We start from the raw sequence: 18,196 nt of genomic DNA, 5'->3' as shown, positions 1-18,196 counted from the left end.
CCCCCCGGCTTACGAACGATTTCCTGCCCCGGCATAGCCACCTTCAGGCAAATGCGCTAATATATATAGATTGAAACAAGTAACAGCATAAGGAGCAGAAGTCTGATGAACAGCGATATTCAACAATTTAAGACGGAATTCTTCAAGGCGCTGGCTCACCCGATGCGAATTCGGATTCTGGAGCTGCTTAGCGAAGGCGAGAAGAATGTGAACGAGCTGCAGGCGATCCTGGGCTCCGAGGGCTCTGCGGTATCCCAGCAGCTGGCCGTCCTCCGGGCCAAAAATGTGGTCACCAGCGTCAAGGAAGGGACCACTGTCATCTATGCTCTCCGTGATCCTCTGATCAAGGAGCTTCTGGCTGTAGCCAGACAGATTTTCGACAATCATCTGGTGAGTACCATTTCCCTGCTTGAAGGCATCCGCAGCGAATAACCCCGGCTTCCGGGGGCGGATTACCCCGTTGACAAGAGCAGCGGGCAGGAGTAATGTGGGTATTATATTCAAATAATCAGATATTCAGAGAAAAGAAGGTTATAGGATGACAGGGTGGGGCCGATTCAAAGGCTATAACATTGCTTCGCTGCGCAAAGATATCATTTCAGGGACAATCGTCGGCGTTATTGCCATCCCGCTCGGGATGGCATTTGCTATTGCTTCCGGTGTGAAGCCGGAGTACGGAATTTATACAACCATTGTGGCCGGAATACTGATTTCCTTATTCGGCGGGTCCAGATTTCAGATTGGCGGGCCTACGGGTGCATTCATTCCTATTTTGTTCGCTATTGCCATGCAGTACGGGTATGAGAATCTGCTGATTGCCGGAATGATGGCCGGGGTGATTCTTGTCTTGATGGGTGTTCTGCGGCTGGGGGTATTGATTAAGTTCATTCCGAAGCCGGTGACGATCGGCTTCACGGCCGGGATTGCCGTTATTATTTTCAGCGGGCAGATTGCGAACTTCCTTGGCCTGAGGGATATGAAGCGGCATGAGAGCTTTATCGACAATATGAAGGAGATCGGTGCGCATCTCGCGACCATCAATCTGTACAGTATTCTGACTGCGGGGATATGCCTCGCCGTAGTGGTGCTGGGGTTGCGGTTTGCCCCGAAGGTGCCGGGTTCTCTGTTCGGACTGTTGTGTGCCACGGTTATCGCTGCCCTGTTCTTCAGCGGCAAGGTGACGACCATCGGCTCTGCCTACGGAGATATTCCGAATACACTCCCTAGCTTTCACTTCCCGGTCATTACGTGGGAGAAAATCAAGCTGCTGATCCGTCCGGCCTTTGTCATTGCGCTGCTGGGGGCCATTGAGTCGCTGCTCTCCGCAGTCGTGGCCGACGGCATGTCGGGCACACGCCATGACAGCAACCGGGAGCTAATCGGCCAGGGGGTCGCCAATATCGCTGCGCCGCTCTTCGGCGGGATACCGGCTACGGGTGCGATTGCCAGAACCGCTACCAATATCCGCAGCGGTGCCGCTTCTCCACTATCCGGGATCATTCACGGCGTGGTCGTGTTCCTGATCCTGCTGCTGTTCGCCCCGTACGCCTCCAGCATTCCGCTGGCAGCGATGGCCCCGATTCTGATGGTCGTAGCCTGGAATATGAGTGAACGCAAGGAATTCCTCCACCTGCTGAAGCTGAAGACCGGGGATTCGCTGGTGCTGGCGATTACCTTCCTGCTGACGGTATTCGCCGATCTGACCGTGGCGGTTGAGGTGGGGCTGATTCTGGCTGTTGTCCTCTTCGTGAAGCGTATGGGCGAGGTACACAGAATCTCCAAGGTGCTGCCTGACCCGTCTTCCGTCAAGGTTGAGGCCCATATGGTAACCGAGAGCCACGACTGTCCGCAGATCGGAATCTACAATGTGGAGGGACCGCTGTTCTTCGGAGCCGCTTACCGCTTCGACCACACCATGCCCGGGCTCGGCCCGGATCAGCCTAAGCTTATCCTGCTGCGCATGGGCAAGGTGCCGCTGATGGATACGACAGGCGAGGCTAATCTGGCAGCACTGGTGAAGGAATTGCAGGCGGCAGGCGGCAGGCTGATGATCTCAGGTATCCAGAGCCAGCCGCTGGAGCTGCTGAAGAGAACAGGACTGTATGACCGGATCGGTGCCTCACAGTTCTATGATCATACCGGCGAAGCGATCAATGATGCGCTGGGCAGCGTGAATCCCAGCCGTTGCCGGGGCTGCGCGCATGCGGCCTTCAGAGAATGCAGCGCCCTCTCGGGGCTGGAGGAATCTTCTTCGCGCAGCGCTGCTTTCAAGGGCCGCACTCCGGCAGTGGCCCGCAAGCTGAGCGGCGGGGTATAACCCTTATAATCAGCACAAAGAAATCGCCTTTTTGGTACAATGGAGGGTCACCTTCCATCCCCAAAGGAGCGATTTCTTTGTCGTTTACTATACATGTCCCCACTGTATCCTATATTATCCTAAGTCTCCTGTGTGCAGAATCATATCGACCAGACCTGGGAAACGGGTATTTAAATCATCTTTTCTGAGCGAATAAAAGTGTTGTTTGCCTTCTATGCGCGGCTGGATAATTCCAGCTTCACGAAGCATTTTAACGTGGTGGGACAATGTTGATTTTGAGATGTGGTCGACTTCAAAAGCGGAGCAGTGTCTCTCGCCAGAACTGGCTAAACAATAGGCAATCTTCATGCGCAACGGGTCACCTAATGCATTACAGACCGTGGTCAGATGCATCTCTGAAACTGCAGGTATCGGTAAATGTCTCATAAGGTAGATACTAGCATATTCAATATCTTCTTTCAATGTTCGATAATTTTCGAATTATCATTTACGTTGCTTTAGAAGTGTGATATAGTTCTTCTTGTGTTGAATAGTTCGAAAATATTCGAACTATAAAACCCGACTAAGTATAACACTACAGAAACTTCAGGAGGTAACAAAATGTCTAACACAACAACTGCCGGTAATACCACTAACGCTCAACACACGGATAAGAACATAACCATGTTAAATAACTATTTCCGTTTGTATGATGCCTCTCGCACCGACGATCGGGCTATGCAAGACTTATTGTCACTGTTCACGCCGGATGCTGAAATTGTGTCGGGCGGGAGAAGCCGCACAGGATTCGAGATAGTGATTAAGACTTTTTATGAACATAACAAAGACATTAAACATATGTGGGACGCATGGGTACTTCAGCCTGACGGCAGCTACCTGACCAACTGGGCAGTATGCGGACAAGCTGCCGATGGCACGGTCTATGCGAAGGCGGGTATAGATATTATGCGTGTGAATGATATGGGGCAGATTACGTATCTGAAGAACGTGCAGACGACTGAGGATGAGTACAGTCAATATAATTCGTAAGCGAAAAGTAATTCATATGAGGGTTGCTGCATAAGCCTGCGGTTAGGCAGTAACAAATTAGCTCAAAGCAAAAACCGGCGGGGAATTTACAGACGTAAATTTCCCGCCGGTTTTATTATGTCTTGTCCAATTGTCACCAGATTCCCCGTGAACCCTCCCGTATTAAACCCTCCCATATTGGACACTCCTGCCCCATATTTGTACAATTACATCATTCGACTATATCAAGGTAAGGGGATTATCCTTCATGAAAGAACTGAATTATACCAAGGTCTTCATCCTTCTGGCTGCTATGACGGGGGCAACGCTTGCGGTGTACCGGGTAGTTTCGCTGCAGACGGATACGTTCTATGCCTTTCTGCTCTGGAATCTGTTTCTGGCCTGGGTGCCGTTCTTCTTCTCCATGGCCGCGCATGAGCTGGATAAGCGGAAGATCGGGGGACTGCTGATTCTGCCGCTGGGCGTAGCCTGGCTGCTGTTTTTTCCGAATGCGCCTTATATTATGACTGATCTGATCCATCTGACCGTCCGCAAAAGCAAGTATATCGTTGGCGGAACGATCCAGAACCGGTACTGGTATGATCTGACCACCCTCCTCCTGTTCACCTGGAGCGGCTGGCTGACCGGCTTCTTCTCCCTGTACCAGTTCCAGCACGTGATCTACCGCAAAAGCAACATGCTGCTCTCATGGATATTCGTTCTGTTCGCCTGTGTCATGGGCGGCTACGGCGTCCTGCTCGGCAGAGTCTACCGGCTGAACAGCTGGGATGTGCTGACGGACCGCCATCAGCTCTACCGGCTGGTCATGGACAGTCTGAACCGGCAGTCTGTGTTCTTCAGCCTGTTCATCGCCTTTGTGCTGCTGGTGATCTATGCCACGATGTATTGCCTGCTGAACGGGCTGGCGGGCGGGAGCCGCAGGAGTTATTCCGAGGGCAGGAGGAAGGCAGGTTAAGCTTCCCCTTCATCGCCGGAGTCAGCCGGAAGCTCCAGTTCCATGTCCAGCTCAAGAGCAGGAATATACTGGTAGCGGTCCAGGTCAACCACCCCCCGTTCATCAAAGACAATGCCCTCTCCGGTTAAGTACAGCCGCTGCAGGGAGGCGGATTCGTCTTCGGTGAGCGAGATCATGCCTTTGGCGTTGATGACCCTGTGCCACGGCAGTTTGTACTTCCTGCTCATGGAGTGCAGAATGCGCACGACCTGCCGTGCTGCCCGGGGGCTTCCGGCTGCCCGGGCAATTCCGCCGTAGGTCATGACGGAGCCTTCCGGGATCGATTGAATGATGAGGATAACCTTTTGCGTGAATGGTGTCATCTTACAGGCTCCTTTATTGTTCGTTCTCTGCTAATAACATACTGTACTAACCATAACATAAAGCGGCTGCTGTAAGGAGCTTTGGCACTAGTGGAGCAGCAACTGACGATCTTATATGAAGCTTGGCATAAGCCGGCCCCTCTGTTACAGAGCGGGCTTACTTGCTGTGCCGTTCAAGGGCGGGCGGCTTCTGCTCTTTTATCCAGCAAATTCTGGCGAATAGGAGTTAGAGAGACGGGGGATAATCAGAGCAATAGATCTCTGACAGGAGTGAGAGCGGTGAAGAACAAGCATCCTGCACTGAACAGTGAAGCTGCCGGTACCCTGTCCGCGCATCCTCCGCTAAGCCCTTTGCTGGAGGAGACGGTGGAACGGCTGCGGAAGATTTTCAATAACGACGGGACACTGAGAGTAAGGATCATAGAGAATAGCCAGGGAGCTCCCGTCCGCTGCGGATTAATCTATGTCGATGGAATGGTAGACCGGAATCTGATTCAAACAGGGATCATCAAGCCGGTACTTGCTTACCAGCCCGCAGAAGAAGAGTACCGGGACCCCAAAGTTCTGATGGAAAGAATCCGGATGACCGTTATTGATACGCCTGATGTCACGGCCACCGGGGAGCTGGAGGGATTGATCGGAGCGGTCGTCAGCGGGAAGGCGGTGCTGCTCCTTGATGGCTATGCCGGAGGGCTGGTTATCAATGTTCAGGGATGGGATTCCAGAGCGATAGAAGAGCCTACTACAGAAAAAGCAGTGCGCGGCCCCCGTGAGGGGTTCACCGAATCGCTGCTTGTCAATCTGACCCTGATCCGCCGCAGAGTGCAGGACCCGGATCTGAAATTTGAATTCACGCAAATCGGAACACGCAGCAGGACACAGACCTGTATCTGCTATATGGAGAGCCTGACCTCTCCTGCCATTATTAAGGAGCTGTATGACAGGCTGGAGAAGGTGGAGCTTGATCTGATTCTGGATACGGGTTATTTGTCCGAGCTGATCCGTGACGAGCCGTACTCTCCGTTTGAAACTGTCGGAAATACCGAGCGGCCGGACACACTGGTAAGCAAAATCCTGGAGGGCCGGGTTGCGGTTCTTATCGAAGGCACTCCTTTTGCGCTGACTGTCCCTTATGTATTCGTAGAGAACTTCCAGGCCAGCGAGGATTATTATATCAATTATTATTTTGCATCGTTTAACCGTGTGCTTCGAGTGATGGGCGCCTTCATGTCGATCAGTATCCCGGCCGGGTATATTGCCCTCGTGACCTATGCCCAGGAGATGGTCCCCACTCTGCTGCTGCTAAGCATTGCGACTGCGAGGCAATCGGTGCCGTTTCCAACCATAGTTGAAGCCCTGCTTATGTTGACCATCTTCGAGGTGCTGCGGGAAGCGGGGGCGCGGATACCGACTTCGATTGGGCAGGCGGTAAGCATTGTCGGAGCGCTGGTGCTGGGCCAGGCTGCTGTGGATGCACGGATTGTCAGTGCGCCGATGGTCATCGTGGTGGGCTTGACAGGGATAACGACTCTGCTGAATCCAAGGCTGACCGGCCCGCTGATCATCGCCAGACTGGCGCTGCTGGGCGCCACCTTTTTCCTCGGTCTCTACGGATATTTCTTCGGTCTGCTCGGTCTGGTCATTCATCTGATGAGTCTGCGCTCCTTCGGGGTCTCTTACATGCTGGGAGTCGGCTCGATCCGCCCGCAGGATATTAAGGATACAACGATCCGTGCCCCCTGGTGGGATATGAATCTGCGGCCGGCGATGATTGGAATGCGCAACCGGAGACGGAAGCCGCCGAAAAGACCGGCGAAGCGGTCATGAGGTCTCTGCGAAGAGGGGGGGCCTCTCTGATCTCGCTACTGCTGCTGCTGAGCCTGGGACTCACCGGCTGCTGGAATTATGCCGAGGTGGATGATATGGCGATTGTAGCCGGGGTGGCCATTGATAAGGATGAGGATGGGAAGCTGCTGCTTACAGCAGAGATCGTAGATACTGGCGGGGCAGCCGACAAGGCTCAGGCGGGCTATAAAATGGTCAGCCTCAGCGGGAATACGATGTTTGAAATCGTCCGCAATATGATCTCTATGACCGGCAAGAAGCTGTTCTGGAGTCATGCCAAGGCCATAATCATCAGTGAGGAAGCCGCCAGAGAGGGGCTGGTGAAAGTCATTGACTGGTACAGCCGGGACACGGAGACCCGTTCAGATGTGTTCATCTTCGTGTCAGGAGAGAAGACGGCCCGCGAGGTGCTCAATCTGAACAGTACCACGGAAGCGATCCTGTCTTTTGAATTGGCCCAGATGATGCGTGACGAGAAGTATACGAACATCGCTCCGGCTGTGGAGATCTGGGATTTCATTGACAAGCTGGAGACTTCGGGGATTAATGCAACGGCCCCAATCATTCATATTCACCGGAAAAATGGTGAGAGGAGCGAGAGGGTGGCAGGCACCGCCTTATTCTTGAAGGACCGGATGGTGGGCAAACTGAGCGGCGATGAGACGAAGACGATGCTTATGATCAAAAATGTACTGCAGGGAGGGGTGCTGGTTGTGGATGATAAGCGGGGGAACCCGGCGTATTCCCTGGAGATTGTCTCCAATCAGACCAAGCTGAAGCACCAAATGGTAGATGGCAGGCTTCGGATGGAGATTCGAACGGAAACCAAGACAGGGCTGGATGAGGTGATGACCACGGACGGATTCTTACAAAATGAGACGATTCATGATATTGAGCAAAGGGCGGCTGAGGAGCTGCAGGCAGATATTCTTACGTTAGTTCATAAGATGCAGCAGCAATATGACGCTGATATTTTTGGCTTTGGCGAGAGCCTGTACGAGAACCAGCCCAAGCTCTGGGCGGAGGTGAAGGATCACTGGCCAGAGGTCTTTGCCGGTCTTGAAGTGAACGTCAAGTCCAAGGTGACGATACAGAGCAGTGCCAAGACATCGCGGGCCATCCGGCTGGGGGATTAAGCTATGGTTATTTACGTGGTGTTGATCTATGCCTTGATCGCTGTCATTGATCCATATGGGCTGCGGAAGAAGGGAATGAAACGGGATTTCCTGGTCTGCTCTGCCCTGTACCTGATCTCCTTCGCGCTGGCCTTCGCACTCTCGATGAGCTGGGAGATACCCAGTCCGTCCCCGCTGTTTGTGGATTGGATCAAAAGGTTATATTAGCGCGTGACACTGAAGGAGGAGGAGAGTGTGAGCAAAGAGATTATCCCGGCTGGCCAGTCGATCAGCATCGCTGTATTATTTATCACCGGCGCTTCCCTGTTCCTGGGCACCTCGTCACAATCCGGCAACAGCAGCTGGATTGCCCAACTGCTGGCGATTATGCTGGCCCTTCCGCTTATGCTGATCTATGCGAGACTCCATGTCCTGTTTCCGGGCAAGGATCTGTATGATATGTTGATTGCAGTGTTCGGCTCCGTCCTGGGACGGATGCTCTGTTGTCTGTATATCTGGTATGCTTTACATCTGGGAGCGCTGGTGCTGCGTAATTTCGGGGAGTTCAGCAAGACCGTGGCTTTAACTGCAACTCCGATGCTCGCACCCATGCTTATGATTGGCCTGCTCTGTATCTGGGTGGTCCATGCCGGGATTGAGGTGCTTGGAAGAAGCGCCAAATTCCTGCTGCTCTTCTCGCTGATTGTAATTGTGGTCCTACAACTGCTCTCTGTACCCAAGTTTGAGTACCATCATCTGAAGCCGCTGCTCCATACCAGATTTGGCCTTATTCTTGCAGATACAGCTGGCTCGTTCACCTTCCCTTTTGCCGAGATTGTAGTCTTCCTGGGCGCGTTCAGCGCCATTCCGGCCAAGGGCTCTGCCAAGCGGGTGCTGGTCAGCAGCACACTGATTGCCGGGGGGATCATTATTATGATTACACTGCGCAATCTGCTGATGCTGGGTCCTGATATTCTGTCCGGTCTGTACTTCCCCTCTTATGTGGCGGTCAGCCGGATAAATATCGGCGATTTCGTTACGAGGATCGAGGGCTCGGCGGCCATTGTGTTTGTTACCGCGCTCTTCGTCAAGGTCAGTCTGTGTCTGTATGTAACCTGTAACGGGGTAGCGAAGGTATTCAAGCTTGGGAGCTACCGGTCTGTAGTGCTGCAGATGGGACTGATCATGATCTATCTGTCGGACTTCATCTATTCCAATATTATGGAAATGGAAGAGTTCGCGTATCACATCTACAAGGTATATGCCCTTCCGTTCGAAGTGGTGATTCCTGTGCTGCTGTGGCTTACAGCTGAGCTTGTTGTCCGCAAAAGGAGCAGCATTCACAAGGCTCTTCCAGAGCAGCAGCCGGATGGTTCATAGAGTGGCGCCATCTTCAGACCCGCCCTGTGGGGCTGTCCGGTTTTCAACCTGTGCTGAAGTTAGCTATAATGAGAGGCAAGAGAGAATCTCATAGAACAGGTAAGAAAGGCGTGGATTATAGATGAGCGTATCAAGCATTGTAATGTCCTCACATTGGGGCAGAGAGGTCAGACATAAGCTTATTACGCAAGGCTCCAAGGTGCTGGCCGTGGTGTTTCCGGGACAGAATTATTCCGCCGAGCGGCCGCTGCTGGATTATGCAGGCAAGCTGGCTCGGGAATACGGCTGTGACCTGCTGCTGCTCGAATACGGATATCAGGCTGCCAGAGTAGCCTTTAAGCGCGAAGAGATTGATATTGTTGCCGAGGAATGCAAGATTGCGCTTGCTTCGCTTCCCGACTACGAGCAGTTCCTGTTCATCAGTAAGAGTATGGGCACGATTATTGCCGGTAAGGCGGCGTCGGAGCCTGGAATGGGCGAGAAGGTCTCGCATCTGTTTCTTACGCCTGTTCCCGAGAGCCTTCCGTTCATCAGGCAGAGCCAAGGCAGTGTAATTTACGGCGGAAGTGACCCGATGTTCACCGGGCAGCATCCTGCTGAGCTTAGCAGCATGAAGCAGGTAAGGGTCTACAGAATTGACGATGCCAATCATGCGCTGGAAGTGGATAGCGTCAACGAATCGCTGGCTGTGCTGCTGGTTATTATTAATTTCTATCATGAGTTTTTCCGGGATTCACTATAAAAGGAGATGGGAGCATGATTACAGAAGCGGCAATGCTGCAGGTAAAGCCGGGTTCAGACTGATTCCTTCGAGCAGACTTCAGGGAGGCTTCCCCGCTGATTGCTTCGATTGACGGGTATTTGGGCCATGAGCTTCAACACTGCATGGAAGATGACCACAAGTATCTGCTGATCGTCAGATGGCGCAGCCTGGAGGATCATACCGTAGGCTTCAGGGAATCGCCCCAGTATCAGGAGTGGAAGGCGCTGCTGCATCATTATTACAGCCCTTTTCCTATAGTAGAGCATTATACGAAGGTTAGTCTGGATTAGTGGAGAGGGTACGATATGCAGGGGAAGGTAATCGGTCAAGGCAGAACGGCTGAAGTGCTCGAGTACGGGGAAGAGACAATTCTTAAGCTGTACCGCGAGGATGTTCCGGAAGGGCATGTGGACTTGGAATACCGCATCAGTAAATGGGTCTATGAACAAGGTGTTGCTACTCCGCAGCCCCATGAGCGGGTAGTTGTAGAGGGTAGACAGGGAATTCTATATCAGCAGATCGCCGGTCCTACCCTGCTGCAGCAGATGAACCGGAAGCCCTGGCTGAACTTCAGCGGCTTCAAACAGATGGCCGGCCTGCATTACAGCCTCCATCAGCTGGGTGGCATGGGCGAAGCCGGGGCGCAGAAGAAGCGCCTGGAGCAGCATATTATCGCCGCACCCATGCTTGAGACAGACGAGAAAACACAGATTCTGTCCCGGCTTGCCCGGCTGCCGGACGGGGACAAGCTATGCCATGGCGATTTCCACCCGGATAATATCCTGATGGACGATAAGCTATGGGTCATTGACTGGATGACCGGCGTCCGCGGCAATCCTGCGGCAGATGTGGCACGGTCAGTAATCATGTTCAGTATCGGGGCCATGCCTCCGCAGGCTTCCGTGTTCGCTAAGGGGTTCCTGGGTTTCGCCAGAAAACGGCTGACCGCCCAATATGTCGGCAGGTATCTGAAGCTGTCAGGCTTGACGCTTGCGGAGATCGAAGCGTGGATACTGCCGGTAGCGGCGGCACGGCTGGTAGAAGGCCTTCCGGTTCCCGAGAAGGAGCTGCTGGTCCGTGAGATCCGCAGACGCCTGAGAGCATAGACCTGCGGGTAACAGATTGTACTTGGGAAGGCGGAACACAGATGAATACATACATTGCATGGTTGCGCGGCATCAATGTCGGCGGCAACAAAGTGATCAAAATGCAGGATCTGAAGGCCACCCTAGGGACGCTTCCATTCAGGAATGTACGCACCTACATCCAGAGCGGCAATGTTATATTTGAGAGTGAAGCATTAACCGGCGGCGGGCTGGCGGAGATGATTAGCGGGAAGATTCAGGAGACCTTCGGCTTTGAGGTTCCGGTGATGATCCGGTCTCTGGAGGAACTGGAGGCGGTGATTGCCGGCAATCCGTTCCCGCAGAGTGAACCGGAAGCCTACAAGCGCCTGTACGTCTCGTTTCTGGCAGCGGAGCCAGCCGCTGAAGCGCTGGAGAAGCTCCGCCCCTATGAGAATGGAGCCGATAAGCTGCGGGTGATCGGTAGGGAGCTATATGCCCTCTATGAAGTGAGTGTAAGCGAGTCGCCGCTGTTCAAGGTGCCGTTCGACAAGCTGCTGGGAACGGCGCTTACCGCGCGCAACTGGAACACCCTGAACAAGGTAGCAGCGCTGGCCCGTAAGCCGTAAAGGAAATAGTAGCTCTACCAAATACCCCGCTGGGATAATCTCCTGGTGGGGTATTTGTCATGCTGTCCCTTGCTTCCGGCACGTTCAGCAAACATTCAGCGGGCATTCATTACGGGTTAAGGTACGGATGCCATAATACACCTAAGAAATGAACGAATCGGAGTGGATCAAACGATGAAATTACTGAAGAGGCCGGGTACCGATGTTGTCCTGCTAATGATTATGCTGCTGGCAGCCGTCCTGTACGGATACGGAATCTGGAATGACCAATATGCCAATACGTACTATACAACCGCAGTAGGCAGCATGCTGCAGAGCTTTCATAACTTCTTCTTCGCTTCCCTGGATTCAGCAGGTTCTGTAACGGTCGATAAGCCGCCGGTAACCTTCTGGATACAGACCTTAAGCGCGCTTGTCTTCGGCCTGCATGGCTGGAGTGTCATTCTGCCGCAGGTGCTGGGCGGCATGGGCTCGGTACTATTAGTCTACCTGCTGATGAAGCCAACCTTCGGACGGGCGGCGGCACGGCTTGCAGCGCTTGTTATGGCCGCTACTCCTGTAGCAGCGGCGGTAAGCCGGACGAACAATATTGATGCGCTGCTGGTATTCACACTGCTGCTGGCGGCATGGTTTCTCTTCCGAGGCACCCGGACCCACCGGCTTGGCAGCCTGCTGGCAGCCTTCGGGCTCATCGGTGTCGCCTTCAATGAGAAGATGCTGCAGGCTTATATGGTTCTTCCGGCCTTCTATCTATTCTATCTTCTTGCAGCCAAGGTGAACTGGAAAAAGAAAGCCGGCACCCTTGCCGCTTGCACCGCTGTACTGCTGGCAGTGTCTCTGTCCTGGGCGGTCATTGTGGACTCCATTCCGGCGGATAAGCGACCATACATCGGCAGCAGCGGCACCAACTCTGTGCTTAACCTGGCTTTTGGCTATAACGGGGTATCCCGGTTGACCGGCGACCGAAGTACTGGCGGCGGTGGGGGCGGCTTCGGTGGCTTTGGCGGTGGCGCCATGCCAGAAATGAACGGGGAAATGCCGGACGAAAGCGGCCAATTCCCGCCCATGGATGGAGCTGGCGGACAAGGGGGCGCTGACGGGCAAGGGATGATGAACGGCCGTGATTCCGCCGCCGGGGACAATCAGAGCCGTGACAGCGGCGGGACTGCTTCAGGCCAGGACGGACGCGGTGGCGGAATGGTGCCGGGTAGTCAGGACGGCGGACGGCGCGGAGAAGGAGCGAACGGCGGCTCAGGCGGGTTCGGAAGCCCGAACGGACGCGGCGGGATGGGCGGTGGCGGCATGTTCAACACAGGCACAGCCGGTCCGCTGCGGCTGTTCCAGCAGGAGCTGTCCGGCCAGGCGAGCTGGCTGCTGCCGTTTGTACTCTTCGGCAGCATCGGGATCTTGGCCAGCCTGCGGCGCAGGAATTTTACCGGGCAGCATAAGGAGGCCTTGTTCTGGCTGGCCTGGCTGGTTCCGGTCATGGGATTCTTCAGCATCGCCGGCTTCTTCCACCAGTACTATCTGATTATGATGGCTCCGCCGGTGGCGGCGCTGGCAGGTGCAGGCTGGTCTCAGCTCTGGAGCTACTATAAGGAGCGGAAGACCTGGCTGTCCTGGTTGCTGCCCGCAGCTGTGCTGGCTACAACGGCGCTTGAGGTGTACATTATCCGTCCGTATGACGATACCATCGGCAGCGGGTGGTCCGCGGGCATACTGGCAGCAGGTATTGCAATGACAGTAGTGCTAATCATTCTGCGGCTGCTGAAGGCGGTACGGGGTAAGCATTCCTGGTTACATGCTGCTGCGGTAACAGGGTTCCTGGTGCTGCTGATTGGCCCGCTCTACTGGGCATTCACACCGATTGTCTATGGCAATAACAGCATGACGCCGGCAGCGGGACCGGATAGCGGCAGCTCCTTCAGGAGGGGCGCAATGGGCAACATGCCCGACATAGCCAATATGCCGGGCATGTCAAATATGCCCAACATGGGCGGCATGGGGGGAAGAAATAACGCCGCTGGTATTAATGAGTCTCTGCTGGGCTATCTCAAGGAGCATAATACCGGCGAGAAATATCTGTTCGCAGCGATGGATTATGGAACAGCAGGCCCGTATATCATCGACGAAGGGGAGCATGTTGTTATCCTGAACGGCTTCAATGCGTCAGATACACCTTACACCCCGGACACCCTGAAGGAGCTTGTAGAGAGCGGGCAAGTGAAGTACTTCCTGGTTAGCGGCGGAGGCATGGGCGGGATGAGAGGCGGCAGTTCGGAGATTACGGAATGGATCACCAAGAACGGCACAGAGGTTCCGGCCGCAGACTGGCAGGGAACGCAGAACAGCGGCAATGCCGGAACCCTTTATGAGATAACCCTGAACTAACCTGCGGAGGCAGGAGATCGGGAAGCGCGTGTATCCGGCCGTGTGCCGGCGCGCTTCCTTACTACTTTTGAGGAGGAGCTGCCCATGAGTGTTCAAGTGCGCTATTCCATTATTATACCGATGTTCAATGAAGAGGCTGTTATTCAGGAGACTTACCGGCGCATCAAAAAAGTAATGGGAACAACAGGCGAGCCCTACGAGCTGATCTTCGTCAATGACGGCAGCACCGACAACTGCGCACAGATGATCGAGGAGTACAGCTATTGGGATGAAAGTGTAAAGCTGATCGATCTGTCCCGCAATTTCGGGCATCAGGTTGCTATTACCGCAGGGATGGATTATGCGCTGGGCGATGCGGTTGTGATCATTGACGCGGATCTCCAGGACCCGCCCGAGCTGATTCCGGAGATGATTGCGGAGTGGAAGCAGGGCTACCAGGTCGTGTATGCCAAGCGGATCAAGCGAAACGGAGAGTCCCTGTTCAAAAAATGGACGGCCAGCTTATTTTACCGGGTGCTGCGTTATTCGACAGATATCTCCATTCCGGTGGACACCGGCGATTTCCGCCTGATGGACCGCAGGGTCTGCGACGAGCTGAAGCGTCTGCCGGAGAAGAACCGCTTCGTCCGCGGTCTCGTCAGCTGGGTTGGATTCCGCCAGAAGGCGATAGAATACGAGCGGGAGGAGCGTCTGGCCGGAGAGACCAAATATCCGTTCAGAAGGATGCTGAAGCTGTCGCTGGACGGCATTACCTCCTTCTCTTATAAGCCGCTGAAGCTGGCGGGTGTTCTTGGAGCGCTGCTGTCCGTATCCGGTTTTCTGTACCTGATGTATGTACTGTATCTCGCGCTCTTTACGGATGCGGCCGTGAAGGGCTGGGCATCGATGATTGGAATCACCTTGACCTTCAACGGGTTCGTGCTGCTCATGCTGGGTATTCTGGGTGAGTATGTCGGACGGATCTATGATGAATCGAAGGGCCGCCCCCTCTACATCGTTCAGGAGCTCTACAGCGGCAGGCCGCAGCAGAGCGCGCAGGAGCAGAGAGTCGCCAGTCTCAACAAGTAACTATTTAATACAACTGAATGCTTTAGGGCGAATTAAAGTGAAATCTATTGTAGAAAATGCAATTGGAGTTAGTATACGCACTTCAGCCGCAGAGTTTACTCAAATAGAAAAGCATGTCTTACTCAAGTAAAAGGCTGTCCCAAATAGTCATGTAATGACCATTGGGACAGCCTCTTGGTGAGCAGCCGCAACCTAAGCCTTCAGCAAATCATGATCGACATAACGTGCGCCGTTCAGCTCACTGATAATGTTGACGGCCACCTTGGCTCCGTCCCCGGCAGTGATAATCGCGTGAACACTCATCCCGGCAACGGTTCCGGCAGCCCAGATCCCGTCGATATTGGTTCTGCCTTCCGGTGTGGCGGCAATCACCGTCTTGATTCTTGGCTCCGTCCCCTCCTTGGTCGTTACCCCGGCTGCGGCAGCCAGATCCGTCAGAACACCTGTCGCCAGCACGACATGCTTAGCTTCATAAGCAGCCCCGCTCTCCGTCCCGATGACGAAGCCCTCACTGCTGGCTTCAAGCGACGTCGCCTGTCCGGCAACCAGCTCGGCCCCGAACTTCACGGCCTGCTTATGGCCGGTTTCTACCAGCTCAGGTCCGCCGATCTCGCTAATTCCGTAATAATTCTCATACCAGCCTCTGCGGGTCATACCTTTGTCATTGTCAATCAGCAGTGTTTTTTTGCCGGCCTTGGCAGCGAACAGGGCGGCGCTTGCACCGGCAGGACCGGCACCGATAATGGCGATTTCGTACATGAGATACCCTCCTAAAAGTTTTGATAGCATACACTTCATTGAATCACTTCGCAAAACTCGCTTCGGAAGCATACGCTTAAGTTTTGATAGCATACACTTCGTTGAATCACTTCGCAAAACTCGCTTCACACCTGCCTACTATTATATCGCTATTAACAGCTCATTGGCTAATCCCGCAGGCATGGGAGAGAGACCTTGAAGGCAGCGCCCTCACCCGGAGTGCTGGATACCGTCACTTCCCCCTGATGCGCTTCGGCAATGGACCTCGTAATCGATAATCCAAGCCCGGAGCCGCCGTATTTGCGCGTACGGGAGGAATCGCTGCGGTAGAAGCGGTCGAAGACATGCGGCAGATGCTCCGCAGCGATGCCGGAGCCGTTATCCTTCACAGTCAGCTCTGCCAGTTCTCCCTCAGCGTGCAGCGATATATGGATGATGCCCTTGAGCGCATCGGTATGCTGAACCGCATTGTGGAATAGATTAAGGAGAACCTGTCTGATCTGGTCCGGATCAACCAGGCACCGGATGCCGTAGGCCAGGTCGAAGACAACCTGACGCTCTTCGGCCAGCACCCGGAGCTGCGCCTGCATGTCATCGATCAGCTCAGCCAGCAGTACCTGCTTGACCCGCAGCCGGGGCGCGCCGTCCATCCGGGCGAGCAGAAGCAGGTCCTCCACCAGCTTGTTGATCCGCTTGGCTTCACCGTGCATGCTGTTCAGCGCGCTGTAGAGCTGTTGCCGGTTATCGGCAGCTCCGCGCAGCAGCACCTCCAGGAAGCCGTAGATGGACGTCAGCGGCGTCCGCAGCTCATGGGAAGCATCGGCGGCGAACCGGCGCATCTGCTCTTTCGCCTCCCGCTCATTCTTGAACGAAATCTCCAGCCGCTCCAGCATGCCGTTGAAGGACTGGGCGAGCTGGTCGATCTCAAGCTGGCCCTGCTCCTCAGGGAACCGCACATTCAGGTTGCCGGCATCGATAATCTGGGCCGAATGCCCCATGTTGGATAAGGGGACCAGCGTTTTGCGCAGCGCAGGTAAATACAGCAGCAGCCCGGCCAGCAGAGCCGTCACCGACAATGCGCCGAAGATAAGCAGCTGCTGCAGGATGACATCCTTCAGCGGTCCGGTCTCCACTGTCATCTGCAGGAGCATCCGGGCAGCACCCGGCCTGCCCAGATTCATGAAGACCGCCAGCTGCTCCTTGCCATCCCCGGCGGTAATCAGCTGGTAACTCCCGCCTTTCTTGTTCTGGGGGAGCTTCAACAGTTGGTCATAGGCCTCATTACTCATTCTTGGTGCAGGCGAAGCGGACAGAGTCTCTTCCTTCAAATCCACGAAGCCGCCGTCCTGATTGTAGATAGCGAGGGTAGTATGGGCGTCGAGCAGGAGGGGACGCCGGTCTCCCCCGGGCCGTCTGTTACCTGAATTATTGAAGATTTCAAATGGCACAGAACGTATCTGGGTCTCCATCGCCTCTGCCCGGTTGCTGTATATGAAATTCCGCATGAGTACATACTGGAGTACGCCGATCAGTATAAGCAATCCTGAGAGAATGAGCAGCGAGGCGGCGAGCAGCTGCTTGCGCAGGGAACGCGGAGCATGGAATCTGCCCGTGAATCTCCGGGGCCGGGCAGTCATACCAGATCCACCCGGTATCCCGCCCCGCGCAGGGTGCGGATAATCCGGTGCTCCTTGTCACCGAGCTTCTCCCGGAGAGAGCGGATATAGACCTCCACGATATTCTCTTCTCCGCCGAAGTCATAGCCCCACACCTTGTCGAGAATCATCGGCTTGCTCAGGACCAGTCCGTGGTTGATCACCAGATACTGCAGCAGCTCATATTCGGTCGGAGACAGCTCCAGCACCTCCTCCTTATGGCGGATTTCCTTACGGCGGCCGTCAATCCGGAAGGGGCCGCACCGGACCTCGCCGAGCAGACCGGGGAACTGGTTGCGCAGCCGGGCCTGAATCCGGGCCAGCAGCTCCTCGAAGCTGAACGGCTTCACCATGTAATCATCTGCGCCCAGAGACAGGCCCGCCACGCGGTCGTCCACCTCATCCTTGGCAGTCAGCATGATGATCGCCACCTCCGCTTCCTCGGAACGGAGGCACCTGCAGACCTCAAAGCCGTCCATGCCGGGCATCATCACATCAAGGATAACAACATGCGGCTTGAAGTCGGCTGCCGCTGACACGGCTTCAGCGCCATCTGCGGCGGTTTGTACCTCGAAGCCTTCATTCATTAGGCCCAGCTCCAGAAACTGAAGGATATGAGGCTCATCATCCACCAGGAGTAGCCGGACACCTTGTGGCGCTTTCATTAGCATTTCCTCCATTTTAAGTAAGTGTAGTTAGTGTAGTATGTCCATAGTATGAATTCCCCGGTTGAACGTTTGCTGAAAATAGGCCTTTGGAGCCACGGATTCGATTCATCCCGGCTGTTTGCGGTTAATCATAATGGTTAATCTAATTATAGTGATTTATCGCGCCATGAATATGAAATATAGTTATAAATTTAAA

At 54.4% G+C, this 18,196-nt stretch carries 18 protein-coding genes and 1 pseudogene; 14 read left to right on the top strand and 5 right to left on the bottom strand.

All coding sequences use genetic code 11. The annotated features are described in order from the left end of the window. Positions 1 to 105 precede the first annotated feature (105 nt). Together MKX63_RS01585 and MKX63_RS01580 are read left to right on the top strand one after the other, a co-directional pair. On the top strand, positions 106 to 432 hold the full coding sequence (locus tag MKX63_RS01585; RefSeq protein WP_036700195.1) for an ArsR/SmtB family transcription factor: 327 nt from the start codon (positions 106 to 108) through the stop codon (positions 430 to 432). Between the two features lie 106 nt (positions 433 to 538). Then, a complete protein-coding gene (locus MKX63_RS01580; protein WP_341014815.1) occupies positions 539 to 2,317 on the top strand; it encodes a SulP family inorganic anion transporter in 1,779 nt (592 codons plus the stop codon). A gap of 114 nt (positions 2,318 to 2,431) precedes the next feature. Here the strand turns inward: MKX63_RS01580 and MKX63_RS01575 are convergent, their stop codons facing one another. Then, a complete protein-coding gene (locus MKX63_RS01575; RefSeq protein ID WP_341018473.1) occupies positions 2,432 to 2,743 on the bottom strand; it encodes an ArsR/SmtB family transcription factor in 312 nt (103 codons plus the stop codon). Between the two features lie 291 nt (positions 2,744 to 3,034). On the opposite strand from MKX63_RS01575, the gene MKX63_RS01570 reads away from it, so the two are divergent. Both MKX63_RS01570 and MKX63_RS01565 read left to right on the top strand, forming a co-directional pair. Further along, positions 3,035 to 3,346, top strand: coding sequence for a nuclear transport factor 2 family protein (locus MKX63_RS01570; protein WP_341014814.1), 312 nt, complete (start codon positions 3,035 to 3,037; stop codon positions 3,344 to 3,346). Between the two features lie 247 nt (positions 3,347 to 3,593). Further along, on the top strand, positions 3,594 to 4,301 hold the full coding sequence (locus tag MKX63_RS01565) for a DUF1361 domain-containing protein (RefSeq protein ID WP_341014813.1): 708 nt from the start codon (positions 3,594 to 3,596) through the stop codon (positions 4,299 to 4,301). Here MKX63_RS01565 and MKX63_RS01560 read toward each other — a convergent pair. Next, a complete protein-coding gene (locus tag MKX63_RS01560) occupies positions 4,298 to 4,663 on the bottom strand; it encodes an MGMT family protein (RefSeq protein WP_341014812.1) in 366 nt (121 codons plus the stop codon). The genes MKX63_RS01565 and MKX63_RS01560 overlap by 4 nt on opposite strands. Positions 4,664 to 4,942: 279 nt before the next feature. Here MKX63_RS01560 and MKX63_RS01555 point away from each other — a divergent pair, with 279 nt between their 5' ends. The 10 genes and pseudogenes from MKX63_RS01555 (at position 4,943) to MKX63_RS01510 (ending at position 14,918) form a co-directional block, all read left to right on the top strand. Then, positions 4,943 to 6,490: a spore germination protein gene (locus MKX63_RS01555; RefSeq protein WP_341014810.1), complete on the top strand. Its 1,548-nt coding sequence runs from the start codon at positions 4,943 to 4,945 to the stop codon at positions 6,488 to 6,490. Continuing rightward, complete coding sequence (locus MKX63_RS01550) at positions 6,406 to 7,644, top strand: Ger(x)C family spore germination protein (RefSeq protein ID WP_341014809.1); 1,239 nt, start codon at positions 6,406 to 6,408, stop codon at positions 7,642 to 7,644. The genes MKX63_RS01555 and MKX63_RS01550 overlap by 85 nt, the downstream gene beginning before the upstream one ends. Positions 7,645 to 7,647: 3 nt before the next feature. Next, positions 7,648 to 7,851 (top strand): hypothetical protein, encoded by a 204-nt coding sequence (locus MKX63_RS01545; protein WP_341014807.1) that lies wholly within the window; start codon positions 7,648 to 7,650, stop codon positions 7,849 to 7,851. Positions 7,852 to 7,878: 27 nt separating this feature from the next. After that, positions 7,879 to 9,003, top strand: a complete 1,125-nt coding sequence (locus MKX63_RS01540; protein WP_341014806.1) for a GerAB/ArcD/ProY family transporter — start codon at positions 7,879 to 7,881, stop codon at positions 9,001 to 9,003. 121 nt (positions 9,004 to 9,124) lie between these two features. Next, positions 9,125 to 9,745, top strand: a complete 621-nt coding sequence (locus tag MKX63_RS01535; protein WP_341014805.1) for a hypothetical protein — start codon at positions 9,125 to 9,127, stop codon at positions 9,743 to 9,745. A 14-nt stretch (positions 9,746 to 9,759) separates the two neighbouring features. After that, positions 9,760 to 10,056: pseudogene (locus tag MKX63_RS01530) on the top strand (antibiotic biosynthesis monooxygenase family protein). Positions 10,057 to 10,071: 15 nt separating this feature from the next. Beyond that, positions 10,072 to 10,872 (top strand): phosphotransferase family protein, encoded by an 801-nt coding sequence (locus tag MKX63_RS01525; protein ID WP_341014804.1) that lies wholly within the window; start codon positions 10,072 to 10,074, stop codon positions 10,870 to 10,872. A gap of 41 nt (positions 10,873 to 10,913) precedes the next feature. Beyond that, complete coding sequence (locus MKX63_RS01520) at positions 10,914 to 11,459, top strand: DUF1697 domain-containing protein (protein WP_341014802.1); 546 nt, start codon at positions 10,914 to 10,916, stop codon at positions 11,457 to 11,459. Positions 11,460 to 11,633: 174 nt separating this feature from the next. After that, positions 11,634 to 13,850, top strand: coding sequence for a glycosyltransferase family 39 protein (locus MKX63_RS01515; protein ID WP_341014800.1), 2,217 nt, complete (start codon positions 11,634 to 11,636; stop codon positions 13,848 to 13,850). Between the two features lie 84 nt (positions 13,851 to 13,934). Continuing rightward, entirely contained in the window at positions 13,935 to 14,918 is a 984-nt protein-coding gene (locus MKX63_RS01510; protein WP_341014798.1) for a glycosyltransferase family 2 protein, read from the top strand. Between the two features lie 192 nt (positions 14,919 to 15,110). Here MKX63_RS01510 and MKX63_RS01505 read toward each other — a convergent pair whose 3' ends face one another. The 3 genes from MKX63_RS01505 to MKX63_RS01495 form a co-directional block, all read right to left on the bottom strand. Then, positions 15,111 to 15,677 (bottom strand): FAD-dependent oxidoreductase, encoded by a 567-nt coding sequence (locus MKX63_RS01505; RefSeq protein WP_341014796.1) that lies wholly within the window; start codon positions 15,675 to 15,677, stop codon positions 15,111 to 15,113. Between the two features lie 167 nt (positions 15,678 to 15,844). Further along, entirely contained in the window at positions 15,845 to 17,314 is a 1,470-nt protein-coding gene (locus tag MKX63_RS01500; protein ID WP_341014795.1) for a sensor histidine kinase, read from the bottom strand. Then, complete coding sequence (locus MKX63_RS01495) at positions 17,311 to 17,997, bottom strand: response regulator transcription factor (RefSeq protein ID WP_341014794.1); 687 nt, start codon at positions 17,995 to 17,997, stop codon at positions 17,311 to 17,313. Before MKX63_RS01495 ends, MKX63_RS01500 begins: the two co-directional genes overlap by 4 nt. Positions 17,998 to 18,196: the final 199 nt, after the last annotated feature.

This window comes from Paenibacillus sp. FSL R7-0179 (assembly GCF_038002265.1).
Taxonomy (GTDB): domain Bacteria; phylum Bacillota; class Bacilli; order Paenibacillales; family Paenibacillaceae; genus Paenibacillus_AQ.
Note: the sequence above shows the minus strand (reverse complement) of the source record. Positions and strands in the feature narration are given on the sequence as shown.